Genomic DNA, 25,179 nt, shown 5'->3' with positions numbered 1-25,179 from the left:
TCCCGTTCGAGCTACCGCGAGGTCGTCACCACATGTCTGCCGCCAGAAGAGCGCCGTCCTTCCGCATGCCCGCCGTCAGCAACCCGCTGGGGAGCTGGCTCGGCAACCGGTCGTTGAACACGAAGATCCTGATCATCGTGGGTGCCATGACGATCGTGGCGGCGACGGTGGGGCTGGTGGCCCTCGCCCGCCTGTCCGAGGTGAACTCCGTCGGCCAGAAGCTGTACGAGCAGAGCTTCACGGCCGGGCAGGGGCTCAACCGGATCACCTCGGACACCGGGACGATGCACGCCTACGTCCTCACGTACGGCCAGTCGCCGTCGCCGGACGTCGCGGCGGCGATCAAGAAGATGGACGCACAGATCGCCAAGGACGTCGCGGAATACAAGGCCGTCACCATCAATCCGCAGCTGATGGACCAGACGGTCTTCCTGTGGACCAAGTACGTGGCCGCCCGCGACGCGTACCTGAAGACCGCCGACGCCGGTGACGCCACGGCCACTTTGCTGGCCCGCGACACGCAGGTCCAGCCCGCCATCGTCCGGGCCAAGTACAACCTCGAGCAGCTCGCGATGCAGGAGGAGGCGGCGGCCCGAGGTCGCGTCGCCGACGCGGCTGCGGCCTACAAGTCCGCCCGGACCTTCGTGATCGTCACCCTGATCGTGGGCCTGATCCTGGCCACCCTGCTGGGCCTGGCCATCGCCCGCGACATCGTCGCCCGGGTACGCGGCGTCTCCAAGGTCATCGACAGCATCGCCGCCGGCGACCTGACGCGTACGGCGAGCATGAAGTCCAAGGACGAGGTGGGCCGGATGGCGGACCAGCTCGACCGGGCGACCTCGACCCTGCGCACCACGATCTCCCGCATCACCGGCAGCAGCCACACGCTGGCCGGCTCGGCGCAGGAGATGGCCGAGGTGAGCAGCCGGATCGCGGTCAACGCGGAGCAGACCAGCTCGCGCGCCGACCTCGTGTCGAGCGCGGCCGGGACGGTGAGCAGCAACGTCGACACGGTCGCCGCGGCCAGCGAGGAGATGACGGCGTCCATCAGGGAGATCGCCGGCAGCGCCGCGGACGCCGCGGCGGTGGCCCGCGGCGCGGTCGAGGTCGCCCAGTCGGCGAACAGCACCGTCGCCAAGCTCGGTGTCTCGTCGGCCGAGGTCGGCAACATCGTCAAGGTGATCACCTCGATCGCCGAGCAGACCAACCTGCTCGCGCTGAACGCCACCATCGAGGCGGCCCGCGCGGGCGAGGCCGGCAAGGGCTTCGCCGTCGTCGCGAGCGAGGTCAAGGACCTCGCCCAGGAGACCGCCAAGGCGACCGAGGAGATCTCCAACCGGATCCAGGCCATCCAGACGGACACGTCCGCGGCGGTGGAGGCCATCGGCGAGATCGCCGCGGTCATCGAGCGGATCAACGCGTACTCCGACACCATCGCCTCGGCCGTCGAGGAGCAGACCGCCACCACCAGCGAGATCGGGCGCAGCGTCGCCGAGGCGGCCGGCGGCTCGACCGAGATCGCCCGCACCATCTCCGGCGTGGCCGAGGCGGCACAGAGCACCAACGACGGTGTGAACGAGTCGCGGCGTACCGCCGGCGAACTGGCGCGTCTCGCCGAGGAACTGCAATCGCTGGTGGCACAGTTCCGCGTCTGATCCTCGGAATTTCCGGTCACGCTCGGGTGTTGCACCTCCGTCGCCCGTGGGATCACGGGTGTCGCCCGTGGGCCCACGGGCGACGTACATGAGGAGGTCCGCAGCGTGCTCGACCCACACGGGCTCTACGAGTTGGCCGACGACCTGCCTGAGCTGGACGGCGTGGTACTCGTCCAGGCACTCACGGGGTTCGTCGACGCGGGGAGCGCCATCCAGCTCTCCCGGGAACACCTTCTGGAGCAGTTCGAGGGACGCGTCCTGGCGACGTTCGACCTCGACCAGCTTCTCGACTACCGGTCGCGCCGCCCACCGATGATCTTCGTCGAGGACCACTGGGAGAGCTACGAGCAGCCCAGCCTGGCCCTCCACCTGCTCAAGGACCTGACCGGCACGCCGTTCCTGCTGCTCGCCGGCCCCGAGCCGGACCTGCAGTGGGAGCGGTTCATCAAGGCGGTCCGCGGGCTCATCGACCGCTTCGGCGTCAGCCTGACGGTCGGCCTCAACGCCATCCCGATGGCCGTGCCGCACACCCGCCCGGTGAGCGTCACCGCGCACGCCACCGACCGGCGCCTGCTCGGCGAGCGCGAGTCGTGGCTGCAGCGGGTGCAGGTCCCGGCCAGCGTCGGCAACCTGCTCGAGTTCCGTCTCGGCGAGTCCGGCCACGATGCCATGGGCTACGCGGCGCACGTCCCGCATTACCTCGCCCAGACCACGTACCCGGCGGCCGCCGAGCTGCTCGTCGAGTCCGTCGCCAACACGACCGGCCTGGTGCTGCCGACCGCCGCGCTGCACGAGGCCGCGACCGAGATCCGCGAGGAGATCGACCGCCAGGTAGCCGACGACGAGCAGGCCGGTCGGCTCGTCGCGTCCCTCGAGGCCCAGTACGACGCCTTCCTGCGCGGCCGCGCCGGCAACCTGCTCGCCGAGCCGAACGGCGCCCTGCCGAGCGCCGAGGAGCTCGGCGCCGAGCTCGAACGCTTCCTGGCCGAGCAGGCCCGCGACAGCGAATGACCTCCGCCTGGGGTGCCCGTCACACAGTGGGCACCCCGGCGCAGGAGCACCGCCGGCACCGGTTCCGGCAATCCGCCACACTCGGCCCCAAACCTGCCCCATCATGGGTTTGACCAGGCATGTCGAGTGACAGGAGCGTCGGGTGGTCTCGTTACGGTCGCGGGCGGCGGAAGCGCCGGCAGTGCGTCAGATTCCGCGCGACGTCGAGAGCCTCGAGAAGCTGATCTTCGATCTCGAGGGCGTGGCCGACGAGGAGACCGCCTGGCGCGTCACCGTCGACAGCACGGTGAACTCGCACAACTTCAGCTACGGCGCGGTCTGGCGGCCCACCGGGAGCGGCCAGATCGAGATCGAGTACGAGATCGGCGCCATCATCCCGGAGCTGCGAGCAGCGATCGCCGGCAGGCCGGTGCCCATGGACGCCGGGCTGGTCGGCCAGGCCGTCCGCACCAGGCAGCCGGTCTACGTCAGCGCCCTCGACCAGTGCGACGACTGCGCCCGCTGCCAGGAGGCGTCCCGGGCCGGGATGGCGGCCGCGGTCGTCACGCCGGTGCTGCGCGACGACGAGATCGTCGCGGTGCTCGAGTACTACTCCGCCGAGCCGATGTACGTCGACGGGCCGCGTACCGAGAAGTGGGCGTCCATCGCCCGGATCGCCGAGCGGGCCCGCTTCTCCGCCGTCGCCGCGGCCGAGCTGCGCCAGGTCGCCGCCGACCGCCTCGCCGTCACCACAGTGGTCACCGCGCTGGGCGAGGCCAAGGACGTGCCGTCCGCGCTGCGGATCGCCCTCGACGCGGTGCGCACCTCGTTCGGTTGGGCGTACGGCTCCTACTGGGAGGTGGACGACGCCGACAGCCTGCTGCGGTTCAAGGTCGAGTCCGGCTCGGCCGGTGACGAGTTCCGAAAGGTGACGCTGGCGGCCACCTTCGCCGAGGGCGTGGGCCTGTCCGGGCGCGCGTGGCGTACCGGCGACCTGGTCTTCGTCCGCGACATCGGCGAGCTGACAGACTGCGTCCGCGCGCCGGCGGCGCAGCGCGCCGGGGTCCGGTCCGGCGTGTGTTTCCCGGTCAGGAGCCACGGCCGGATCATCGGCACCATGGACTTCTTCACCTCCGACTACATCGAGCTGTCGGAGTCCCGGGAGTCCGCACTGCGCAACGTCGCCCAGCTGGTGTCCCAGCGGCTCGACATCGTCCGCAACAACGAGGCGGCCGCGGACAACGCCCGCTCCCTGCTGGACTCCGTGTCGCGGCTGCGCGCGGCCAGCGACGACGCGACCCGCGTGGCCCAGGACGCGGTGTCCCGAGCGTCGGAGATGACCCAGGAGGTCGAGGCGCTGGGCCAGGCGTCGACCGCGATCGGCGACGTCATCAAGATCATCTCGTCCATCGCGGACCAGACGAACCTGCTGGCGCTGAACGCCACCATCGAGGCCGCCCGCGCCGGCGAGGTCGGCCGCGGGTTCGCGGTGGTCGCCGGCGAGGTCAAGGACCTGGCGCGGGAGACCGCGGAGGCCACCCAGCGGGTGTCCGAGCAGATCACCGGGATCCAGAACAGCGCGCGTACGGTCTCCTCGGGCATCCACACGACCAGCGAGACGATCGGGCAGATGGACGCCGTGCAGGCCCGCATCAACGAGGTGCTCGAGGAGCAGGCCCGCATGGCGTCCGCGCTGCAGTCCTAGTTCTTCAGCGGCAACCAGTCCAGTACCGCGCGGATCTGCGTGTCCCAGTAACCCCACTCGTGCTCCCCGGGACCGAACTCCGCGTCGAGGTCGATCCCGAGCCGGCGGCACGCCGCGACGAAGTGCTCGTTGTGCGCCACGAGATGGTCCTCGGTGCCGCACCGCAGCAGCAGCCGCGGCAGCTCGCCGTCGCTCGTCTCGAGCAGGTGCAGCAGGTCGTCATCGGTGCCGGCGACGGGACGCCCCCCGAACACCCGCGAGATCAGCTCGGTGATGTGCGGCCGCTCGTCCCGCTCCGCCATGTACGCCAGGTCCAGGACACCCGACAGGCTGGCCGCCGCGGCGAAGCGCTCCGGCTGCCGCAGCGCCCACTTGAAAGCGCCGTAGCCGCCCATCGACAGGCCCGCGACGAAGGTGTCCTCCCGGCGGGTCGAGACACGGAAGAACGACGAGACCACGGACGGCAGCTCCTCGGAGAGGAACGTCCAGAACCTGCCCCCGTGCACCTCGTCGGCGTAGAAGCTGCGGTGCACCTGGGGCATGACCACGGCGATGCCCTTCGCGGCGGCGTACCGCTCGATCGAGGTGTAGCGCGTCCACGCCGTGTCGTCATCGGTCAGCCCGTGCAGCAGATAGAGCACCGGAGGGGCCGCGTCGCCGGCCCGCCCCTCGATACCGATCTGGGTGCTCGCCTGCTGCGGCAGGATGACGGTCATCGAGGTGCTCAGCGCCAGCGCCTCGGAGGAGAAGTCACAGCGGATCAATGCCATCGCACCAGTATCACCGCACTGTCACACCCGCGGTGAGACGCCGCAGCGAGGCGAGAGCCGGCGGACCCCAGGTCGTCTTCCCGCCGGGCCGGCCCGCCTTGCCGGCCTCGGCGATGAACAGGCTGCCCATCGCCCGCCACACGGCCCACCCCCGGGCACGCCGCCAGGTCGCGGCGTCCACACCCGGCTCATACGCCCGCCGGAAGCGGTCGATCCCGGCATCGTCGAGCAGGATCCAGCAGGCGGCGAGGTCGCAGGCCGGGTCACCGGCGCAGAGGTCGCCGAAGTCGACCACTCCGCAGAGGCTGCCGTTCTCGGTGAGGACATTGGCCGGATGCAGGTCCCCGTGCAGCCAGAGCGTCGGCCCGCCCCACTCCGGAGCGGCAAGGGCGTCGTCCCAGACCGCGCGAACCGCGTCCGGGTCGGGAACGAGCCCGAGCTCCGTCAAGGTGGCCAGCCCCGCGGAGACGCCTTCCGCCACCTCCGCCAGCGTCCCTCCCCGGCCACGGCCCCGGGGCGCATCCGCGGGAGCCGGCCGGTGCAGGGCGGACAGGAAGGCGGCCAGCGCACCGGCTCCCGACGAGCGGGAGCTGATCGGTGCGAGGTCACCGGGGACGCCGGGAACCCAGGTGGTGACGATCCATGGATGGGGGAACCGCGGGGAGGGCGCGCCGAGGCGTTGGGGAACGGGGACCCGCAGCGGCAGGCGCGGGGCGAGCACAGGCAGCCACGTGTGCTCCAGAAGCAACAGCTCACCCGCTTCCTCGCCGGCCAGGGGCAAGCGCACGGCGAGGTCGTCGCCGAGGCGCCACAGTTGGTTGGCCCAACCACGGGCGCCGAGCGTCACCGGAAGGTCGGCCAGATCGGGGTGCTGATCGCGCACCAGCTCCTGCACCAGCTCCGCCGTCGTCTCCATCCCAGTGCCCGTCACGCGGGGATCGTAGCCATCCCGTTCGACTGGTCCCGTGCCTCGCGGCGCGGAACCCTTCCCGCATCGAGGAGCTCCACGGCGAAGCCCGCGATCAGGTGAGTGCGGCCGCTCCGAATGAGACGGAGAACCGCTTGCACCAGATGCTGACGCTGCGCAAGCTGGACAGGTCAAGATCGGCGTCGATGGAATACACCTGGTCGCCGTGGTTGCCCTTGAGCCTGCCCAGTTCCACGTAGGCGCCGTCGTCGAAGACACGCCAGCCGGCGGCGCCGGAGCGTACCGGCTGGTCTGACAGCCACACCCGCAGGTCGGGCCCATCGCTGGTAGCGAGGCCGACCAGTTCCAGCTGTCGGGAACCGTCGACGTTGCGCACGATCCGCGCGGTGCCCGCGGTGTCGTGCTCGTGGGTCACGAAGGACCCCTGGGCGATCACCCGCGCCGTCGGTAGGTCAGGCTCAGTGGAGGCGCCTGGTGCTTGCGACGTTGCGGAGGGCACGACAGCCAGGGTGTCCGACACCGTCGTGTCGGTGACCAACCGCCAGGGCTGGAACCAGTAGAGGGCGGCCGCACCGCCAATGCCGAGCAGCGCGGCGACGGCCCAGACCACGAGCTTGGTAGGGAATCTGCGGGTCACCCGTCGAGTCAACCCGCCGTAGCGGGCATATGCCAGGCGCAAACCTTACAAAGTGCTTACGGCAGCCGGTAGCCACGGACCGCATCAGCGCCACCGGTGACACCACCCGGCGACCTACCGACGGACCGCTCGCAAGATCACTCGAAGACTTGCCCGGACACTCGCAGGTTCGCGCGGACCTGACACGGCACCCGCTTCCAGCGCGGTTGGGAATGTCGTACCCGTCGATTAGAATGTATGTACGAAAACGGCGTCTGAGCTGCGGGGAGATCATCGTGACCACGCCTGTTTTGTCCACTTCAGTGCCGACCGTTCCGCCGTACGCCACCATGCTGGGCTTCACGCGCTACGTCGCGCGCACGGGGCCCGCGAAGGCCACGTTCGTGGGCGGCCTGCGCCGCCAGCGCGAACGCCGCACCGGCTTCAATCCCCACAGTCAACTCGTCAAGGCCCTCAAGGCGGACATCGCGTTCCGCACCGGCGGCAGCTACCTGACCGGCGTCGTCGACCTGGTGAAGCCCCGCTGGAAGCCGCTCTACGAGGCGGTCAGCGCCGGCGCCCTGACCTACCTGCACTCCCTCGGCGACCCGGAGACCGTGAGCCTGGCCCAGACCCGCGAGGCCCTCGCCTCGGTCGGCCCGCTCGCAGTCAAGATCAACCCCCACTTCGGACTCCGGTACGCCGACAACCACCGCGAAGCCGTCCGCCTCCACTTCGACGAAGAACCCCCGACCCCGGAAGCCCTCACGGCCACCCTGCACCTGATGGCCCGCCACATGGACCAGATCCTCCCGAACGCCGACCCGGTCGTCGTTGACCTCCGCCGCGGCACGACCCACCGCATCGACCCGGGAGCGAAGACGGGCGACGTGGAACGCTGGCTCGCCGGCGAGGCGGCGGCCTTCACGGCCATGTGGACCGCAACGGCAGCCTGACGTCGAGGCCCGTCCCGGGTGCCGCCGGGGCGGGCCGAGCGCGGTCCAGCCTCGGGCACGGCGCCTTTTCGCCCGGCGGCCGCCTGTCGCGCACATGCTTGACTGGCATATCCGGCACGACCACGGTCGAGCCGCCCACTCCGTCGCCACCGTCGTCGGCGACGCCGAACGTGAGCCGAAGATCCCGGCTAGGCTGACCGGCTACTCCCCGCGTAGGACATTGACTTCACCCCCGGCCGGGTGATGCCATCCCGCGCCAGACACGAGAGGGTGCACCACATGCCCGACCTGGACGACCTGGCCCGTCGCGTCGCCGCGCAAGAGGAACGCCTCGGCACGGAGTCCGGGCTGCGTGCCAGCGGGGACCGCAACCTAGCCGACATGGCGCAGACCTCGCGCGCGCAGCAGCACACCATCCAGGCCCTGGCCATCACGCAGTCACAGCACAACGAGAAGCTCGACCGGCACGAGCAGTCGCTGACCGCCGCGCACGGCAAACTTGACCAGATCATCACGATGCTCGGCCGACTACTCGACGGCGGCAACCGGGGCCCTTCGGCCGGCTGATTCCTGCGCGGTGGCCGGGGAATCTCGGCCCGAAGCGCACGTCCCCGCAGCACATCCCCCGAGTCCCGCACCGACCCTCTCGGCGCGGCGTCAAGCGATCGAGCCGCCGCAAGACGGCCTCGGGGCCGCTTCGCGCAGGATTCACCGGACACTCGCGCCCTTCGGGTGCGTTTCGGGTTGCGAGTGCACGGCTCGTGAACCGATGACCGGGAGGGGTCGTCCGAACGGTCCGGAATTGTTTTGGTTTCGGAGTGGGAACTTCTTAGGTGCAGCGCGGTTGCGACGATGTCTTCCGGTGTAAGCGGGGGAACGGCGTCGGGGGGCGTTGGTCATGTCGGTGGTCAGCCGGGTTTCGGGAAGTGTTCTGGTGGCGGCGGGTGTCGCCGGCGTGGCTCTGGTCGGGCCGACGCCCGCCTCCGCCGCCACGGCGCCCAGCATGGCGAGCCTTGTCGCGTACGTGCGCAGCGGGGATGTGTATGTGAGCAAGGGCGCCACCGAGACTCGGCTGACCACCGGCGGGGGCTGGTCGCGGCCGCGGTGGTCGCCGGACGGGCGGTCGATCGCGCTGCTCAAGGGTGGTCAGCTGTGGACCATGAAGGCCGACGGCAGCGCCAAGCGGCGGTTGACGACGCGGGCCGCCGCTGGGCCGTCGTGGTCGGCCGACGGGAAGTCGATCGCGTTCGCCTCGCTGTCGTGCTCGGGTGGTCCCGGTGTGTACACGATCTCCGCTACGACCGTCGGCGCGTCGCCCGCGGTGGTGTTCCCCGCGTACTGCCGGGATGAGGAGCTGCCCGCCGAGCCCGCCGCCCGGGCCGCCGAGTCGGGGTCGCTCAGCGAGCGGCTGCGTGCCGACGACGCTGTCGCCTGGTCGCCCGACGGCACGAAGGTAGCCTTCCGGGGCGGGGACTGCGAGTCGATCTACGACGCCTGCCTGACCGTGGGGACGCTGGCCACCGGCGGGGAGAAGACCGTCGACGCGTACGGCGGCGGGAGCCGGCAGAACTCCGGTTTCGCCGTGGTGCCGAGCTGGCGCCGGGACGGGGCGAAGCTGGCGTGGACGGCGTACCAGAAGGGTGAGACCGCCGCCGACGACCTGCCGGTGCACGTCGTCGAGTACGACGTCGCGACGGGGGCGAAGCGCACGGTCGGTGCCAGCCAGGACCGGGAGCTGGCGTACGCCGACACCGGCCGGGCGGTGGCGACGGGTACGTACAAGAACGGCTCCTGGGTGATGGTCGTCAACCTGGCCACCGGCGCGCGGACGCCGTTCCACCAGGGTTCGCAGCCGAGCGTCCAGCCCGTCCGCTGACCGCGGGGCGCCTGCCCCGGTCGCGTACGACCGCGGGCGCCAGGGGCGCCGAGAGACCGGCGGGGCCGGATGCCGTGGGGCGTCCGGCCCCGGTTGCGTATCGTGGGGCGCCTGATGAGCGACACGACCGAACGGGCCATCCGGACCTTTCACCCGCGGCGGGGCCGGATGAGCAACCGGCATGCCGATGCCTTCGCCGAGCTGTGGCCGCGCCTGGGGCTCACCGTCGTCGATGGGGACCGGACTCCGCTGGATCTGCGGGAGCTCTTCGGGCGTGATGCTCCGCGCGTACTGGAGATCGGGTTCGGGATGGGTGATGCGACCGCGACCATGGCCGCGGCGGATCCCGGGCGGGACTATCTCGGGGTGGAGGTGCACACGCCGGGCATCGGGAATCTGCTCGCGCTCGTGGCGGAGCACGGTCTGACGAATGTACGGGTGGCGCACGGCGATGCCATGGAGCTGGTGCGGCGCCTGCCTGCGGGCAGCCTGGACGCCGTGCACTCCTTCTTCCCGGACCCGTGGCCGAAGGCGCGGCACCACAAGCGGCGGCTCGTGCAACCGGCGCATGTCGCTCTGCTGCGGGAGCGGCTGCGCCCGGGCGGGACGCTGCACTGTGCGACCGACTGGGCCCACTACGCCGAGGCGATGGCGGAGACGCTGCGGGCCGATCCGGGCCTGGAGGATGTGTACGGCGGCTACGCGCCCCGCCCGCAGCATCGCCCCGTGACGAAGTTCGAGCAGCGGGGCGTACGGGCCGGGAGAGAGATCTTCGACCTCGTGTACCGGCGGCGCTGAGCGGATTTGCCGGTTTCATCGCTTTCGTGCCCGTACGCTGGGAGGCGGAGGGCGGAGCATGCCACGAAGCGATCTCGGCCTCGACCGCCCGGCGCGGCGGGGCGTACCCGGGCACCCGGGCGCCCCGGATACCGTCGCGCCCCCACCCCCCGGCTCGGAAGGGTCTCCCCCGGCCGGCAACGCCACGGCGGGCGACCCCGGAGGGTCTACGGCGGCTGACAGCAGGACCGGAGGCGGCGGCGGGATGGAGGCGCCGTGGATGACCGGCGGTTCCGGTGGAGACGCCCGGTCCGTCATTCCCGCCCGCAGCGTCCTGACCAGCGGCGCCGCAGACCAGGTCGCCGCCCTCGTGGCCCGCGCCACGCACTCCACCTGTGGGCTCGTGCACTTCGTCGACGGCAACCGGCTGCTGCTCTACGGCGGCCATGGGCTGCGGGTGCCACGGGCGGACTTCGACGATCTTCCGATCGGGGACACTCTGGCGGGCATCGTCGTCAGCACCGGTGAGGAGCTGGTCGTCGAGGACCTGGCCGCCGACGCACGGGTGCCGGCCGGCTCGCCCATCCGGCGGCATGGGCTGCCCGGGGCGTACCTGGCCCGGCCGATCCGTGACGAGCGTGGGGCGATTCTCGGCGTGTGCTGCGCGGTCGACGCGGAGCCGCGGCGGTGGAGCGAGGACGACCGGGCCGCCGTCGCCGACGCCGCGCAGGTGGGGACGTTGCTGATCACCGAGCAGCTGGCGCGTCACGAGGTGGACCGGCAGCGGCGGTTTCTCGACGCCGTGCTCGACAGCCTGCATGACGGGGTGACAGCGTGTGACGCGGACGGGCGGATCGTGCTGGTCAACGCGCGGATGCAGCAGCTGTGGGGTGCCGCCGGGATCCCCGGGGAGCTGGACGACGAGCAGGCCATCGCCGGGCTCACGGACCGTGACGGCAAGCCGGTCAAGCCGGACGACATCTCGCTGTACCGGGCGCTGCGCGGTGAGCGCCTGCGGGACCACGAGCTGATCCTGTCGGGGCGGGGGCGGCGGACCCGCCACTACGTCGTCGACGCGACGCCGATCATCGGGCCGGACGGGCGTACGGTCGGGGCGGTCCAGGCCGTGCAGGACGTCACCCGGCGCAAAAGGGCCGAGCGGTTCCGGACCTGCGAGCTCAACGTCATCACCGCGCTGGCCGACGCGCCGAGCGTGGAGGCCGCCGGGTCTCGGGTGCTGGAGGCGATCGTCCGCACGCTCGGGTGGACACATGCCGAGCTCTGGCTGGTGGACGACGCCGCCGGGGTGGCCCGGTCGGTCGCCGAGTGGCATGCGCCCGGGTGGGCGGCCGGGATCGAGGTGCCGGCCGAGCTTCCTTACGGTACGGGGCTCGCCGGGCGGGCGTGGCAGGCGGGCAAGCCGTTGTGGATCCGCGACGTCGAACGGCCGCAGAGCCTGATCTCGCCGGAGACCGCGCAGGAGTCTCAGCTGCACGCCGCCCTGGCGATTCCCGTACGGCACGGCCGGGATGCGCTGGGGGTCCTGACGGTCTTCGCCGACTCGGCCGAGAGCCCGGACGACGAGCTGGTGGCGCTCATGTCGGGGATCGCCGCGCACATCGGGCAGTTCATCGAGCGGCGCATGGTCGAGGATCTGCAGCGGCAGCTGGCCCGGACCAAGGACGAGTATCTGGCGCTCATCGGTCACGAGCTGCGCACGCCGCTGACCTCGATCGGCGCGTACACCGAGCTGCTGCGTGAGGCGGACGCGAAGACGCTCGTGCAGGACGGGCCGGCGATGCTGGAGGTCGTGGACCGCAACACCACCCGGCTGCGGCACATCATCAGCGAGCTGCTGGAGCTGTCGGCCTTGGACACCGGTCACGCCGCCGTGCAGCTCGCCCCGCTGGACCTGGCCGAGCTGGTGCGCGAGGCGGTGGCGGACACCCGCGGGGCGATCGAGGACGAACCGCTGCTCATCGAGGAGGACCTGCCTGAGCATCTGGTGGTCCCCGGGGATAGGCGGCGGCTGCGCCAGGTGGTCGACAACCTGCTGGGCAACGCCGTCAAGTACAGCCCGGACGGCGGGCGGATCACCGTGGCCCTCCGGACCGACGGCGGCACCGCGGAGCTGTCGGTCTCGGACACGGGGATCGGCGTCGCCCCCGAGGAGCGAGAGAAGATGTTCACCGGTCTGTACAGGACGAGCAGGGCACGTGACCGCGCGATTCCCGGGTCGGGTCTGGGCCTCACGCTGAGCCGCGCGGTGGTGCAGCGGCATCACGGCAGCATCCAGCTGACCGAGCACGACGGTCCGGGTACGACGGTGGTGGTCCGGCTGCCGCTGGAGATCCGTTGACAACCTGTTGACACCTGTGACCCTGTTCACAGGGCTCGCCCCCGGCGAGGATGGCGACATGACGCGCTGGACTCCCGACCCGACCTTCTACGCCTCGCCGCGGGACGCACTGACCGCGCCCGCCGAGCAGCTCGCGTACGTCGCGGCCTTCGACCGCTCCGCCACCCGCCCCGACGCCATCGTCGTGCTGGACACCGATCCCGCTTCCGACGCGTACGGGAAGGTCGTGGGTTGGACCGATCTTCCGCACACCGGTGACGAGCTTCATCATTTCGGCTGGAACGCGTGCAGCAGCGCGCTCTGCCCGACCGCGCCGCACCCGCACGTGGAACGGCGCTACCTGATCGTCCCGGGCCTGCGGTCGTCGCGGCTGTACGTGCTCGACACCAAGGACGATCCGCGCAACCCGGCGCTGGTCAAGGAGATCCCCGCCGAGGAGCTCGCGGCCAAGGCGGGCTACTCGCGCCCGCACACCATCCACTGCGGGCCGGACGGCATCTACGTCTCCGCACTCGGCGGCGGCTCCTCCGAGGGCCCGGGCGGCATCGCGGTGCTCGACCACACCACCTTCGAGGTACGCGGCCCGTGGGAGCACGACCGCGGCGACCAGTACCTCGCCTACGACTTCTGGTGGCACCTGACCCGCGACGTGCTGGTGTCGTCCGAGTGGGGCACCCCGTCGATGATCGAGGACGGCATCAACCCCGAGCTGCTCGTCGGCCGCAAGTACGGCCACCGCATCCACTTCTGGGACCTCGCCAAGCGCACCCTCGTCCAGAGCGTCGACCTCGGCGACCAGTACCAGATGCCGCTGGAGCTGCGCCCGGCCCACGACCCGCGCAAGGAGTACGGCTTCGTCGGCGTCGTCACCAGCGTCGAGGACCTCTCGGCCTCGGTGTGGGTGTGGCACAGGGACGGAGCGCAGTCTTCAGTCCGGTCAGGGGCGGCGGCGGGGTGGTCGGATGGGGAGTTCGCCGTCACCAAGGTGATCGACATCCCTGCCGAGCCCGCCGACGCCGCGGATCTTCCGCCGGCGCTGCAGCCGTTCGGCGCGGTGCCCCCGCTGGTCACCGACATCGACCTGTCCGTCGACGACCGCTTCCTCTACGTCTCCTGCTGGGGCACCGGCGAGCTCAAGCAGTTCGACGTCAGCGACCCGTTCCACCCCCGCGAGACCGGCTCCATCCGCCTCGGCGGCGTCGTCGGCCGCGTGGCACACCCCGCCTCCCCCACCGGACGCCTGGCCGGCGGCCCCCAGATGGTGGAGATCTCCCGTGACGGCAAGCGGGTCTACGTGACCAACTCGCTCTACGGTTCGTGGGACGACCAGTTCTACCCGGACGGCGTGGGCGCCTGGATGGCGAAGATCGACGTGGACACCGAGGCGGGCGGGATGACGCTGGACGAACGCTTCTTCCCGCACGGCGACGACTTCCGCGGGCTGCGGGTCCACCAGACCCGGCTGCAGGGTGGCGACGCGTCGTCCGACTCGTACTGCTTCCCGTGACGGGTGGCCAGCTGGCCGCCCTCGCCGCACTGGGCGCCTTCCACGGCCTGAACCCCGCGATGGGCTGGCTGTTCGCGGTGGCGCGGGGCATGCAGGAACGCAGCCGTACGGTGCTCCTCGCCTCCCTCCCGGCGATCGCGGCCGGCCATCTGGCCTCGGTCGCGATCGTGGCGGCCGTGGTCTCCGCGACGGAGTCGGTGGTGGCGGGCAACGTGGTCGCGATCGTCGGCGGAGTGGTCCTGGTCGCCTTCGGGCTGTGGCGGCTGCTCTCGGCCCGGCACTTCCGGTGGGCGGGGATGCGGCTGTCGCAGGGGCAGCTGGCGGGCTGGTCGTTCCTCATGTCGTCCGCGCACGGGGCCGGCCTGATGCTGCTACCGGTCCTGGCGACGACACCGATGCCCGCGGGCATGCCCATGCATCACGCCGTGACCGCGGCGCCCTCCGGGGCTCTCACCGGGCTCCTGGCCGCCGCGGTCCACACGGTGGCGATGTTCGCGGTGATGGCGGCGTGCGCGGTCGGCGTCTACGAGTTCGTGGGGCTGAGCGTGCTGCGCCGGGCCTGGTTCAACGTGGACAAACTGTGGGCGGCGGTGATGGTGGCCGCCGGGGCGCTGACCATCGCCCTGACGGCGTGAACGAGGGGCGGGCCTGCCGGCCCGCCCCTCGTCGTGCTTCCTCAGCGGCGCGGGACCACCACTGCGGCCGATCCGCCGCCGCGGCGGACGGGTTCGGCGGTGGCGATCAGGCCGCCGTGGCGGGTGAACTCGATCGCCGTGGCGGCGCCGAGCTCGGGCACGTCCGCGCTGAACGTGTGGCCGAGCGCTTCCAGTCCCGGCCCGTACTGCTGGTGGAAGGCCGGTTCCGCCTGGATGCCCGGGGTGTTGCGCTGTGACGCTCGCGGGGCCGCCATGGCTTGCGGCAGGGTCATGCCCAGGTCGATCCGGTTGACCAGGAGCTGCAGGACCGTGGTGATGATCGTCGCGCCGCCCGGGGAGCCCAGGGCGAGGAACGGGCGGTCGTGCTTGAGGACGATGGTCGGGGACATCGAGCTGCGGGGGCGCTTGTTCGGGCCCGGGAGGTTGGGGTCGGGGGCCGTTCCCTGCGTACCCGTGAAGTTGAAGTCCGTCAGCTCGTTGTTGAGCAGGAAGCCGCGGCCGGGCACGACCATCGCGTTGCCGCCGGTCTGCTCGATCGTCAGGGTGTACTCGACGACGTTGCCCCAGCGGTCGGCCACGGTCAGGTTGGTGGTGCTCTGGCCCTGCTCGACGGGGCCGCCGATGCGCGCGGGCGTGCAGCCGCTGGCGTTGATGTCGCCCGGGGGCACCGGCTTGGGCAGGGCGCGGGACGGGTTGATCTGGCAGGCGCGCTGGGTGGCCCAGCCGTCGCTGATGAGCTTGTCCAGCACCGGCTGCGGGGTGTACGCGCCCACGTAGCGGTTGCGGTCGGCGAAGCTCAGCGCGCTGGCTTCGGCGTACCGGTGCAGGGCCTGGGTGATCGAGACCTTGGAGAGATCGGTCTTCTCGAGGATGTTGAGGGCCTCGCCCACGGCCGTGCCGCCGCTGGACGGGGTCGACATGCCGTAGACGGTGAGGCCGCGGTAGCCGGAGCGGGTCGGTGCCGGGTAGCGCACCCGGTATCCTGCGAGGTCGGACAGGCGCAGGTCACCGGGGCGGATCGGGTACGCCCACGTGCCGGTCGGGTCGTCCGCGACCGGCGGGTGCTGCACGGTACGGACCACGTCCGCGCCGACCTGGCCGCGGTAGAAGACGTTGGTGCCGCGCCGGGCGATCAGGCGGTACGTGTCCGCGAGGTCGGGGTTGCGTTGCACGGTGCCGACCGCGGGCGGGGCGCCGCCGGGCAGGTAGAGGTCGCGGGTGGAGTCGAACTGGCCGAACGCGGCGGCGTTGTCGGCGATCTGCTGGCGGAACGTCGCGTCGACGGTGAAACCGCGGTCGGCGACCCGCGCGGCCGGCAGCAGGAGGCTGCTCAGCGACCGCGTGCCCCACTTCCTCGCCGCGGCCTCCCAGGTCGCGAGGGTGCCGGGGGTGCCGACCGAGAGGCCGCTGACCCGGGCCTCCGCGAAGTCGTACGGCTTGCCGTCGGCCGGGTCGATGAAGGTGTCCTCGGTCATCGTGGCCGGTCCGGACTCGCGGCCGTCGATGGTGCTGACGGTGCCGCGCTTCGCGTCGTAGTAGACGAAGAAGCCGCCGCCGCCGATGCCGGCCGAGAACGGTTCCGTGACGCCGAGGGTGGCGGCCGCGGCCACGGCGGCGTCGACGGCGTTGCCGCCGCGGCGCAGGACGTCCAGGCCCACGGCGGTGGCGGTGGCGTCGACGGTGGAGACCGCCCCGCCGAAGCCGACCGCGGTGGGTCCGCCGTTGCGGGTGTGGGCGTTCGCGCCGGTGGGGGCCAGGGTGACGGATGTCAGGGCGAGGGTGGCGGTGGTGGCTAGCGCAAGAGTGAACCGCATCGTGCCTCCGGCGCGACAGAGAGAGTGGACAGTCCCTCTCTGCCTACCGGTACCGGCGACCGGGCACAACCTGGGACACGCGACTCACGCTGCGTGATCAGCAGAACCGTGGGAGGCCCAGGTCCAGTACATGTCGGCGTAGCGACCGCCGGCCGCGACCAGCTCGTCGTGCGAGCCCGACTCCACGATGCCGTGGTCGTCCACGACGATGATCCGGTCCGCGCGGCGGGCGGTGGACAGGCGGTGCGCGACGAGGATCGCCGTACGGCCCTGCAGCAGCCGGTCGAGGGCCGCCTCGACCCGCAGCTCACTGCGCAGGTCGAGGCTGGAGGTGGCCTCGTCCAGGACGACCACCCGCGGCTCGGCGAGGAAGGCCCGGGCCAGGGCCAGCAGCTGCCGCTCGCCCGAGGACACCGACTGGCCGCGCTCGTGCAGCGGCGTCTCGAGGCCCTCCGGTGAGCGGTCCACCAGGTCGTTCAGCCCCACCGCGTCCACCGCCGCGCGGACCTCCTCGTCGGTCGCGTCCGGCCGCGCGAAGGCGATGTTGTCGCGCAGCGTCCCGGCGAAGAGGAACGGCTCCTGCGGCACCACGCCGATCTGCCGGCGCAGCGACGCGAGCGTGACCCCGCGCAGGTCGTGGCCGTCGATGAGGATGCGCCCTGCGGTCGGGTCGTACAGGCGCGTGACGAGCTTCGCCAGGGTGGACTTGCCGGCGCCGGTCGGCCCCACGCAGGCCACCGTCTCCCCCGGTCGGATGGTCAGGTCGACGTGCTCCAGCACCGGCCGGTCCGGCAGATATCCGAAGCTGACCCCCGCGAAGACGATCTCGCCCCGGACGGGTGGGAGCGGACGCGCGTCCGGAGCCTCGCGGACCGTCGGCTCGGTGGCGAGCAGCCCGTTTATCTTGCCGACCGCGGCCCGGCCCTGCTGGTACTGCGTGTAGAGCTGGACCAGCTGTTGCACCGGCTGGAAGAACGAGTTGAGGTAGAGCACGAAGGCGGTCAGCTCGCCGATGCTCAGCGAGCCGCGCAGCACCATGCGGCCGCCGACGAGCAGCAGCGCCGCCATCCCGAGCAGGCCGATCACCGACGTGCCGGGGCCGTAGACGGCGTTGATCCGGCCGGTGAAGTCGTTGGCGTCGCGGTAGCCGCCGACCACCTCGCGGTGCGCGACGATGTTGCGCTCCTGGCGGTTGTGCGCGGTGACCACCCGCGCGCCGTTGAGGCTCTCGGCGAGATCGGCGAACATCGCGGCGATGGTGTCGCGCTGGCGGTTGTAGCCGCGGTCGGCCGCGCGGCGGAACCACAGCGACGCCGCGGTCAGCGGCGGCACGACCAGCACCAACGTGATGAGGGCCAGCTCCGCGTTGTAGTGGAACAGCAGGCCGGTGACGACGACCATGGTCAGCACCTGGATGCCGAACTGGGCGAAACCGTCGCTGAGCAGGCTCTGTAGCGCCTCGACGTCGGAGGTCATCCGGGTCATGGTGACGCCCGCCTTCTCGCGGGTGTAGTAGTCCAGCGACATGCGCTGCAGGTGCGCGAAGAGCCGGATCCGCAGGTCACGGGTGGCGAAGGCGGCCATCCGGCCGGTCTGGCGCATGCGGGCGGCGGTGGCGACGCCGGTCAGCAGCACCGCCGCCACGAACGCGACGGTCGCGCCGATCAGGACGCGCAGGTCGCGGCCGGCGATGCCGTGGTCGATACCGACCTGGACCAGGTACGGGCCGGCCTGCAGCAGCAGCGTCTCCACGAGCACGGCGGCCGTGGCGGCGGCGAGCAGGACCGGCCGGCCGGCGAGCAGGCGGCCCAGCGTGACCTTCCTGCCGCGGTCGGCCACCGGGTCGTAGGACGCCCGCGGGTCGCCGTGGTCGGGCTCGCGGGACTCCAGTCTCGCCACCCCCTCGGCGAGGTCGTCGGGGATGCCGGCGAAGGGCAGCCCGTTGCCCTTGCGCCCGGCCGCGCCGACCGACGGCCGCCCGCCCGCGTTGAACCCGCCGAACCCACCCCCGAACATGCTCATGCGGCCACCTCGTCCTCGGAAAGGGTCGCGCTGGCCAGCACGCGGGCGTACCGGGGCTCGGTGGCCAGCAGGCCGGCGTGGGTGCCGTCCGCCACGACCCGGCCGCCCTCGAGCAGGACCACCCGGTCGGCGAGGCTGATCGTGGAGAGCCGGTGGGCGACGATCAGGGTGGTGCGGCCGCGCATCCGGTCCCGCAGCGAGGCGTGGATCCGTTTCTCGACCGTCACGTCGATCGCGCTGGTCGCGTCGTCGAGGACCAGCACCGGCGGGTTGACCAGCAGGGCCCGCGCGATCGCGATGCGCTGCCGCTGCCCGCCCGAGAGCGTGTAGCCGCGCTCGCCCACCACCGTGTCGTAGCCCTCGGGCAGGGCCCGCACGAACTCGTCCGCGCCCGCCGCCCGGGCCGCCCGCTCCACCTCGGCCCGGCTCGCGCCGGGGCGGCCGTACGCGATGTTGTCGTGGATGGACAGCGAGAAGAGGAACGGCTCGTCGGGGACGATGCCCACCTGGTCCCGCAGCCCGGACAGCCGCAGCGACCGGACGTCGTGGCCGTCGATCGTCACGCGCCCGGCGGTCACGTCGTAGAAGCGGGCCATCAGCCGGCCGAGCGTCGACTTGCCGCTGCCGGTCGCGCCCACGACGGCGACCGTCTCCCCCGGCCGGATGTGCAGGTCCAGGCCGTCGAGGGCGACGGTGCCGTTCGGGTACGCGAACCGCACGCCCTCGAACCGCACCTCCCCGCGCAGCTTCGCGTCGACCGGCTCCGGGGCGTCGACCACCTCGCTGGGCGTGTCGAGGATCTCGTAGATGCGCCGGGCCGACGCCGACGCCCGCTGGCCCAGCATGATCATCATGCCGAGCAGCCGGAACGGCGGCTGGAGCATCAGCACGTACGAGTTGAAGGCCACGATCGTGCCGACGGTGGTGCCGCCGTCGATGACCATGAGGCCGCCGACCAGCAGGACGAGGGCGAGACCGAGCCGGGGCAGGTTGTCCAGCACCGGCGTCCACCGGCTGCGGATCCGGGCGTCCTGCAGGTACGCCCACCGGATCCGGTCGGCGGCCTCGCCCAGCGTGCGCAGCTGGCGTCCCTCCGCGGCGAACGCCTTGACGATGCGGACGCCCTGGATGTTCTCGTCGACCACGGTGGCGAGCCGGGCCAGCCGCGCCTGGATCAGCCAGGACACGGGGAAGATCGCCTTGCGCATGCCGACGCCGAGGAAGCCGATGACCGGCATGGTCACCATCGCCACGACGGCCAGCGGCACGTTGATCGAGAGCATCAGCCCGAAGGCGACCACCGCGATCAGGCACTGCACCAGGATCGACGGGCCGAACGAGAGGTACATCTGCACGGCCCGGATGTCGGAGCCGGACCGCGACATCAGCTCGCCGGACTGCACCCGGTCGAAGAAGCCGAACGGCATCCGGGCCAGGTGGGCGTAGAGGATGTTGCGCAGGTCGTACTCGAGCTCGTAGGCGGTGCGCAGCAGGTAGAGCCGGGCGAGGTAGTTGATGACGCCCTGGGCCAGCGCGAGCGCGACGATCCACCACACGTAGGTGGTGAGCTGCCCGCTGCGCGCGACGATCGCGTCATCGATGCCGATCCGGAGCAGGTTGGGGATCTGCACCTGCACGACGAGCCCGGCGAAGGAGAGCACGAGCGAGGTGATCAGGAGCACGCGGTGCGCCTTGACCAGGGGCAGGGCACGGCGGAGCCAGGATTTTCCGGTGTCCGGGTCGATGGACGCCCTGGGCGCGCGACGGCTCAAGGTGCGCCCTCCTCTCCGGACGGGAGTAGTTAGCCAGGCTAACGATACCCCCGCCGGGCCGCCGGGCGCTTCCCCACCCCGTGCGGGGCGGGCTCGACGCCCGGGCAGGAGGTGCCGGCCGCGGGTGGGCGTACGGCGAGCAGGTAGCGGTCCACCAGCGTGGTGACACAGTCGCTGCGGCCGTACACGGTGTGGCCCCACCCGTCGTACGTGACCAGCGTCGCCTTCGGTCCGAGCTGCGCGGCGAGAGTGCGGGCCCAGGCGTACGGGGTCGCGGGGTCGTGCCGGGCGTTGATGAGCAGAACCGGGCCGGTGCGCGCGGGGGCCGGCACCCGCTGCGGGTTGCTCACGGGCAGCGACCAGCCGAGACACCCGGCGACCGAGGCCAGCGCCAGCGGCGACACCGGCATCTGCGGGTTCGCGCGGGCCAGCGCGGCGAGCCGGTCGCGCAGGCCGGTCCACCCGCCCACCGGCACGGACCAGTCGTCGCAGAAGACCGCCGGGAAGCCGTACTCCACTTCGGTGACGGTCCCACGGGCGCGGCGGCCGGACGGCGCCGACGCCTCCTTGAGGTAGATGGCAAGCGAGTGCCACTGCGGGTCGTAGAAGGAGCCGAACGCCACTCCGAGCAGGTCGTAGACGGTCATCCGGTGGGACGGGTCGAACGGGTCCCGCAGCGTGCCCCGCTTCGCCCGCTCGAGCAGGGCGGCCCAGATCCGGCGGACGTCCCGGCCGTGCAGGGCGCACTCGGCGCTTCTCGTGCACCAGGCCACGAACTCGTCGAAGGAGTCCTGCGCTGCGCTCGTCTCCGCGCCGAGGAAGGCGTCGGTGTCGCCGCTGTGGTCCATCACGCTGTCCAGGACCAGGGCGCGGACGCGCTGAGGGAAGCGCTCGGCGTACTGGGCGCCGAGGAGCGTGCCGTAGGAGGCGCCGTAGAAGCTGATGCGCTCCTCACCGAGGGCGGCGCGGATGCTCTCCATGTCCTGCACGACGCTGAGTGTGTCGGCGTGGCCGAAGACCGGGCGGGAGCGGCGGGCGCAGTCGGCGGCGAGCCTGCGGTTGTAGGCGATCGTGTCGGCGTACTCGTGGGCGCTGGTGATGACCACGGACGGCCCGGCGGCGAGCAGCGACGCCGAACACACGACGGGGTTGCTGCGGGCCACGCCGCGCGGGTCGAAGCCGACGATGTCGAAGCGGCGCCGCACCTGCTCGCTGAAGAACCAGGGGCTGTCCAGCGCGAAGTCGACGCCGGAGCCGCCGGGGCCGCCGGGGTTGACCAGCAGCGTGCCGATCCGGTGTCCCGGGTCGGCGGCCGGGCGGCGGGCGACGGCGATGCTCAGCGACGGCCCGTACGGGTCGGCCCGGTCGACCGGCACCCGCACCGTCGTGCACTGCGCCGTGCGGTCCTCGACGCAGGCCTTCCACACCGGACCGCGGTCGCGGGCGGCATGGGCGGGACTCGCGGCGCCCGCTGTGAGGACAGCCAGGAACGCGGCCAGGATCGGCCGGGTCGTTGCTCGCACCGCGTCGTCTCTCCGCCCTGCACGGCAGCGCGCCGCGCGCCTCCTGTCTAGAGGAAGCGCGCGGCGCAATCTACCGAACCGGGATTTTCACCCCGAAAGAACTAAATTCCGAGGTGCTTGAGCGCCCGCTTCACCAGCGCGTCGCGCTCCGCCGCGGTCAGCGTCTCCAGGCCGAAGCCGACATAGACGCTGTCCTTGGTCGTGACGGCCGCGCCGGAGTCGAAGGCCAACCGGCTGCGTGACCAGTCGGAGCTGTTCACCCCCGAGCCGGGCGGCGGGCCGGCCACCGTCCAGCCGCCGAGGTCGCTCTCGAACGACGTCCGCTGGGCCACCGTGCCGCCGGTCTCCACCCGGACGTCGTCCAGGAAGACGCCGAGACCCTGGGTGGTCCAGTCCGACATGTACGTGATCGAGACCTCGACCTGCTTGCCCGCATACGCCGACAGGTCCGCGTCGAACTCCTTCCACCCGCCGCTGTTGCCGGTGGCGGCGTTCCACGTGCCGGTCGTCCCCTGCGGCGTGCAGTCCGCGCTCTGGTAGTGGGCGACGAACGGGTGCAGCCTCGTGATCCCCGACTCGCAGCTCTCCCCGGTGCCGGTGGTGGTGAGCCCGTTGGCGTCCGGCAGCGTCGTCCAGTCGTCGCTGCCCACCACGTGCGCCTCGACGAACATGAAGTCCCAGTCCGCCTCGGTATCGAACGACGTACGGAACTTCAGGCGCGCCGCCTGGGCCCCGGTGAGGTCGATCGTCTTGGTGAGCCGCTTGTACGAGCTGTCGGCCTGCCCGCTCCACAGGTACCAGTCGCCGTCGTACGGGTCGTACGGCGCGGCGCCGGGCTGCTGCCAGTCGATCGGCGCGGCGGAGTCGGCGAACTGCGGGAACCGCAACGGCTGCAGGAAGCTCGACGTGGCCAGGAACGCGGCGGTGTGCCCGGGTCCCGGCGTCGCGGAGTAGCCCTCGAACTTCCCGGCCACACCCTTCACCGGGTACGGCTTCTCGTCGGCGCTGGTCCCGCCCTCGTCGACGTACGAGTACGCCCCCAGCCAGTACTGCTGGAAGTCGTTGAAGATCGGCAGGCAGGCGGGGTTGTCCGGGTCGGTGCACTCCCCCGGCCCGTCGGGCAGGTACCGGTACGCCCCGTTGGCGCCCTGCGCGAAGCCAGCGTACTTGCCGGCGAGCAGCAGCTTGCCGCCCTCGTTCAGGTAGTCCCGCACGGCGAGCTCGGTCTCGAGGGCCGAGCGGGCCACCGTGCCGGCCGGCTGTCCGGGCGCGCGCGGGATGACGTCGTCGCCGGTCTCCCACACCACGGCGTCGTAGTGCGAGAGGACGCCCAGCGGGTGCGGCGCCACGCGGCCACGGGTGTCGAGGTCGTAGACGTCGACCGAGCGGCCCGCCTTCTTGAGCGAGGCGACGTACTCGTCGGCGTACCGGGCGCTGGTGGCGCCGTCGGTGTTCGCGGGCGAGACGCCGGTGACGTCCTCGGCGGCGAGCACCAGCACGTCGCCGCCGATCTTGTCGGCGACGGTGTAGGTGAAGTCCGACGAGGTGATCGTGGCCGCGCCCTTGCGGGCGGTGAACCAGACCTTCACCTTGTCGCCGGGACGGGCCCGGGGCACGGTGCCGCGGCGCTCGGCGAAGTACTTGTCGAGGACGTCGCCGTACCGTTCGCCGCCGCGCCACTCGGCCGTGGGGGCGATCCGCTGACGGCCGCCGTTGATCGAGTAGTGCAGGGTGACGGCGCGCAGGCTGCGCTTGGCGGTCACGGCGACCTGCTGGCGCGAGCCGTACGAGGTGCCGAACGCGTCCACGGCCAGATCGGGCGTGCTGCGCCCGACCGTCGACACCGGGTTGGCCGGGTCCTTGGCGGACTGCGCGACCGAGAGGGCGAACGGCAGGTTCTTGACGAACTCGCCCTGGATCAGCTTCTCGTCGTCCGGGAAGTTGAAGCCGCTCTCGCAGTCGTCCGGGTTCCACTGGTCGTCCGGGTCCAGCCCGGAGATGGTCTCGCAGGTGCTCATCTCCGGCGTGAAGCCGATCGTGCCGGTGCGCACCTGGGCGTGGTAGTCGGTGTCGCCGTTGGTGGTGTAGAGCTCGGCCGAGATGTCGGGGTCGTAGCCGGGCACCGCCGGGTGGGCGTCGTCGCCGGCCAGCGCCACGGCGATCTGGTCGTCCGGACTCGGCGTGCTGACCTGCCACCCGACGCCGTAGAGCAGCAGCTCGGCGGCCGAGTGGTAGTTGACGAGGAACTCGAAGCCGACCCGCTTGAAGAGCGCGTCCAGGGCCTTGGTCTCGGGCTCGGAGTTCGGCGCGGTGCCGCGGTAGGTCTCGCTGGCCGGGTCGGCCGACGAACCCTCGTTGTCGTAGCCCCACTTCTCCGCGAAGTTGCGGTTGAGGTCGACGCCGTCGCCCGCGGTGATCTCACCGTCGCCGTTGTTGTCGCGCAGGTTCTTGCGCCAGAGGCGGTGGCCCTCGGTGAAGGTGAAGTCGTAGCCGTCCGGGTTCGCGACCGGCACGAACCACAGCTCGGTGGTGTTGAGCACCTTCGTGATCGTCGCGTCGGTGCCGTACCCGTCGAGGACGTGGTGCAACAGCCGCCGGGTCATCTCCGGGGTGATCCATTCGCGGGCGTGCTGGCCGCCGATGTAGAGCACGGCCGGGCGCCGCCCGTCACGGACCAGCCGCGCGTCGCGGGTCACCTTCACGGCCTGGATGGGTACGCCCTTGAGCGTCTTGCCCACGGTGACCAGCTTGGCGAGCCGCGGGTGCCTCGCGGCAGTGGCGGCCAGCTCGTCGCGGATGCCGCCCGGGGCGGCGTACGGCCGGAAGACCGAGGGGGCCTGGGCGGCCTCGGCGCGCATCCGGGCCGTGGGGCGCTTGGCGGTCAGGGGTACGCCGGCCGCGACGAGTCGTTCGGCCTGGCGCCGTCCGAGGATCGTCTCGACGGCGATCTTGCCGTTCGCGGCGGCGGTCACCGCGCTCTCGTCGTGGTCGAGGCCGACGGCGCGCAGGCGTTCGAGCTGCGCGGCGTCGAGAGTGCCGACGTACACCCCGAGGGTGTCGTCGGAAGGAGCCGCGGCGGCCGGCGCGATCCCGGGCAGGACCGCGGCGGCCGCGGTCGCTAAGGAAAGTGCGCAGGCGGCTGCCCAGCGGACTGGTGTCATGGTGGAGGCCTCCATGGGTGGGAAGGTCGTGAGTGGACCTTCGCCGCAGCCCAGGACGGTGTCAAGCTTCCGCTCCCGGCGGTCTTCAGGTT

At 71.8% G+C, this 25,179-nt stretch carries 18 protein-coding genes; 10 read left to right on the top strand and 8 right to left on the bottom strand.

Annotation, left to right across the window (positions count from 1 at the left end):
• Positions 1 to 65 precede the first annotated feature (65 nt).
• The 3 genes from AB0J80_RS15925 (at position 66) to AB0J80_RS15915 (ending at position 4,350) form a co-directional block, all read left to right on the top strand.
• Positions 66 to 1,655 carry a methyl-accepting chemotaxis protein gene (locus tag AB0J80_RS15925; protein WP_364705189.1) on the top strand — a complete coding sequence of 530 codons (1,590 nt, stop codon included), beginning with the start codon at positions 66 to 68 and terminating at the stop codon, positions 1,653 to 1,655.
• A gap of 105 nt (positions 1,656 to 1,760) precedes the next feature.
• A complete protein-coding gene (locus tag AB0J80_RS15920; RefSeq protein WP_364705187.1) occupies positions 1,761 to 2,666 on the top strand; it encodes a PAC2 family protein in 906 nt (301 codons plus the stop codon).
• Positions 2,667 to 2,847: 181 nt separating this feature from the next.
• The gene (locus AB0J80_RS15915) at positions 2,848 to 4,350 is read left to right on the top strand and encodes a GAF domain-containing protein (RefSeq protein WP_364705185.1); all 1,503 of its coding nucleotides are present in this window, start codon (positions 2,848 to 2,850) and stop codon (positions 4,348 to 4,350) included.
• On the opposite strand, the gene AB0J80_RS15910 is transcribed toward AB0J80_RS15915, so the two are convergent.
• The 3 genes from AB0J80_RS15910 to AB0J80_RS15900 all read right to left on the bottom strand — a co-directional run bounded on the left by AB0J80_RS15910 (position 4,347) and on the right by AB0J80_RS15900 (position 6,658).
• Positions 4,347 to 5,120, bottom strand: coding sequence for an alpha/beta hydrolase family protein (locus AB0J80_RS15910; RefSeq protein WP_364705183.1), 774 nt, complete (start codon positions 5,118 to 5,120; stop codon positions 4,347 to 4,349). The two genes, AB0J80_RS15915 and AB0J80_RS15910, sit on opposite strands and share 4 nt — an antisense overlap.
• Before the next feature lie 10 nt (positions 5,121 to 5,130).
• Complete coding sequence (locus AB0J80_RS15905; protein ID WP_364705652.1) at positions 5,131 to 6,036, bottom strand: aminoglycoside phosphotransferase family protein; 906 nt, start codon at positions 6,034 to 6,036, stop codon at positions 5,131 to 5,133.
• A 106-nt stretch (positions 6,037 to 6,142) separates the two neighbouring features.
• On the bottom strand, positions 6,143 to 6,658 hold the full coding sequence (locus tag AB0J80_RS15900; protein WP_364705650.1) for a DM13 domain-containing protein: 516 nt from the start codon (positions 6,656 to 6,658) through the stop codon (positions 6,143 to 6,145).
• A 317-nt stretch (positions 6,659 to 6,975) separates the two neighbouring features.
• Here AB0J80_RS15900 and AB0J80_RS15895 point away from each other — a divergent pair, with 317 nt between their 5' ends.
• From AB0J80_RS15895 to AB0J80_RS15865, 7 genes are all read left to right on the top strand, one after another.
• Entirely contained in the window at positions 6,976 to 7,620 is a 645-nt protein-coding gene (locus AB0J80_RS15895; RefSeq protein ID WP_364705648.1) for a hypothetical protein, read from the top strand.
• A 279-nt stretch (positions 7,621 to 7,899) separates the two neighbouring features.
• Positions 7,900 to 8,187, top strand: coding sequence for a hypothetical protein (locus tag AB0J80_RS15890; protein WP_364705182.1), 288 nt, complete (start codon positions 7,900 to 7,902; stop codon positions 8,185 to 8,187).
• A 331-nt stretch (positions 8,188 to 8,518) separates the two neighbouring features.
• Entirely contained in the window at positions 8,519 to 9,496 is a 978-nt protein-coding gene (locus AB0J80_RS15885) for a hypothetical protein (RefSeq protein ID WP_364705180.1), read from the top strand.
• Between the two features lie 114 nt (positions 9,497 to 9,610).
• Positions 9,611 to 10,294 carry a tRNA (guanosine(46)-N7)-methyltransferase TrmB gene (trmB, locus tag AB0J80_RS15880; RefSeq protein WP_364705178.1) on the top strand — a complete coding sequence of 228 codons (684 nt, stop codon included), beginning with the start codon at positions 9,611 to 9,613 and terminating at the stop codon, positions 10,292 to 10,294.
• Positions 10,295 to 10,553: 259 nt separating this feature from the next.
• On the top strand, positions 10,554 to 12,632 hold the full coding sequence (locus AB0J80_RS15875; RefSeq protein WP_364705176.1) for an ATP-binding protein: 2,079 nt from the start codon (positions 10,554 to 10,556) through the stop codon (positions 12,630 to 12,632).
• Positions 12,633 to 12,690: 58 nt separating this feature from the next.
• Complete coding sequence (locus tag AB0J80_RS15870; protein WP_364705174.1) at positions 12,691 to 14,139, top strand: selenium-binding protein SBP56-related protein; 1,449 nt, start codon at positions 12,691 to 12,693, stop codon at positions 14,137 to 14,139.
• Positions 14,136 to 14,774: a hypothetical protein gene (locus AB0J80_RS15865; protein ID WP_364705173.1), complete on the top strand. Its 639-nt coding sequence runs from the start codon at positions 14,136 to 14,138 to the stop codon at positions 14,772 to 14,774. Before AB0J80_RS15870 ends, AB0J80_RS15865 begins: the two co-directional genes overlap by 4 nt.
• A gap of 41 nt (positions 14,775 to 14,815) precedes the next feature.
• On the opposite strand, the gene ggt is transcribed toward AB0J80_RS15865, so the two are convergent.
• The 5 genes from ggt to AB0J80_RS15840 all read right to left on the bottom strand — a co-directional run bounded on the left by ggt (position 14,816) and on the right by AB0J80_RS15840 (position 25,087).
• Positions 14,816 to 16,609: a gamma-glutamyltransferase gene (gene ggt / locus AB0J80_RS15860; RefSeq protein WP_364705171.1), complete on the bottom strand. Its 1,794-nt coding sequence runs from the start codon at positions 16,607 to 16,609 to the stop codon at positions 14,816 to 14,818.
• An 84-nt stretch (positions 16,610 to 16,693) separates the two neighbouring features.
• Entirely contained in the window at positions 16,694 to 18,631 is a 1,938-nt protein-coding gene (locus AB0J80_RS15855; RefSeq protein WP_364705169.1) for an ABC transporter ATP-binding protein, read from the bottom strand.
• Positions 18,628 to 20,403, bottom strand: a complete 1,776-nt coding sequence (locus AB0J80_RS15850; RefSeq protein ID WP_364705167.1) for an ABC transporter ATP-binding protein — start codon at positions 20,401 to 20,403, stop codon at positions 18,628 to 18,630. The genes AB0J80_RS15855 and AB0J80_RS15850 overlap by 4 nt, the downstream gene beginning before the upstream one ends.
• Before the next feature lie 38 nt (positions 20,404 to 20,441).
• Positions 20,442 to 21,926: an alpha/beta hydrolase gene (locus tag AB0J80_RS15845; protein WP_364705165.1), complete on the bottom strand. Its 1,485-nt coding sequence runs from the start codon at positions 21,924 to 21,926 to the stop codon at positions 20,442 to 20,444.
• A 101-nt stretch (positions 21,927 to 22,027) separates the two neighbouring features.
• Complete coding sequence (locus AB0J80_RS15840) at positions 22,028 to 25,087, bottom strand: M14 family zinc carboxypeptidase (RefSeq protein ID WP_364705163.1); 3,060 nt, start codon at positions 25,085 to 25,087, stop codon at positions 22,028 to 22,030.
• Between the last annotated feature and the right edge of the window lie 92 nt (positions 25,088 to 25,179).

The organism is Actinoplanes sp. NPDC049548, from assembly GCF_040676695.1.
Taxonomy (GTDB): Bacteria; Actinomycetota; Actinomycetes; order Mycobacteriales; family Micromonosporaceae; genus Actinoplanes.
The sequence above is the reverse complement of the archived record's forward strand: the minus strand, read 5'-3'. Positions and strand labels throughout refer to the sequence as shown.

What these genes read in the sequence shown, in the direction of transcription:
- AB0J80_RS15925 (WP_364705189.1), top strand. Translation starts at nt 66, where the DNA reads ATGCCCGCCGTCAGCAACCCGCTGGGGAGCTGGCTCGGCAACCGGTCG.
- AB0J80_RS15910 (WP_364705183.1), bottom strand. Translation starts at nt 5,120, where the DNA reads ATGGCATTGATCCGCTGTGACTTCTCCTCCGAGGCGCTGGCGCTGAGC.
- AB0J80_RS15905 (WP_364705652.1), bottom strand. Translation starts at nt 6,036, where the DNA reads ATGGAGACGACGGCGGAGCTGGTGCAGGAGCTGGTGCGCGATCAGCAC.
- AB0J80_RS15890 (WP_364705182.1), top strand. Translation starts at nt 7,900, where the DNA reads ATGCCCGACCTGGACGACCTGGCCCGTCGCGTCGCCGCGCAAGAGGAA.
- AB0J80_RS15885 (WP_364705180.1), top strand. Translation starts at nt 8,519, where the DNA reads ATGTCGGTGGTCAGCCGGGTTTCGGGAAGTGTTCTGGTGGCGGCGGGT.
- trmB (WP_364705178.1), top strand. Translation starts at nt 9,611, where the DNA reads ATGAGCGACACGACCGAACGGGCCATCCGGACCTTTCACCCGCGGCGG.
- AB0J80_RS15875 (WP_364705176.1), top strand. Translation starts at nt 10,554, where the DNA reads ATGACCGGCGGTTCCGGTGGAGACGCCCGGTCCGTCATTCCCGCCCGC.
- AB0J80_RS15870 (WP_364705174.1), top strand. Translation starts at nt 12,691, where the DNA reads ATGACGCGCTGGACTCCCGACCCGACCTTCTACGCCTCGCCGCGGGAC.
- ggt (WP_364705171.1), bottom strand. Translation starts at nt 16,609, where the DNA reads ATGCGGTTCACTCTTGCGCTAGCCACCACCGCCACCCTCGCCCTGACA.
- AB0J80_RS15855 (WP_364705169.1), bottom strand. Translation starts at nt 18,631, where the DNA reads ATGAGCATGTTCGGGGGTGGGTTCGGCGGGTTCAACGCGGGCGGGCGG.
- AB0J80_RS15840 (WP_364705163.1), bottom strand. Translation starts at nt 25,087, where the DNA reads ATGACACCAGTCCGCTGGGCAGCCGCCTGCGCACTTTCCTTAGCGACC.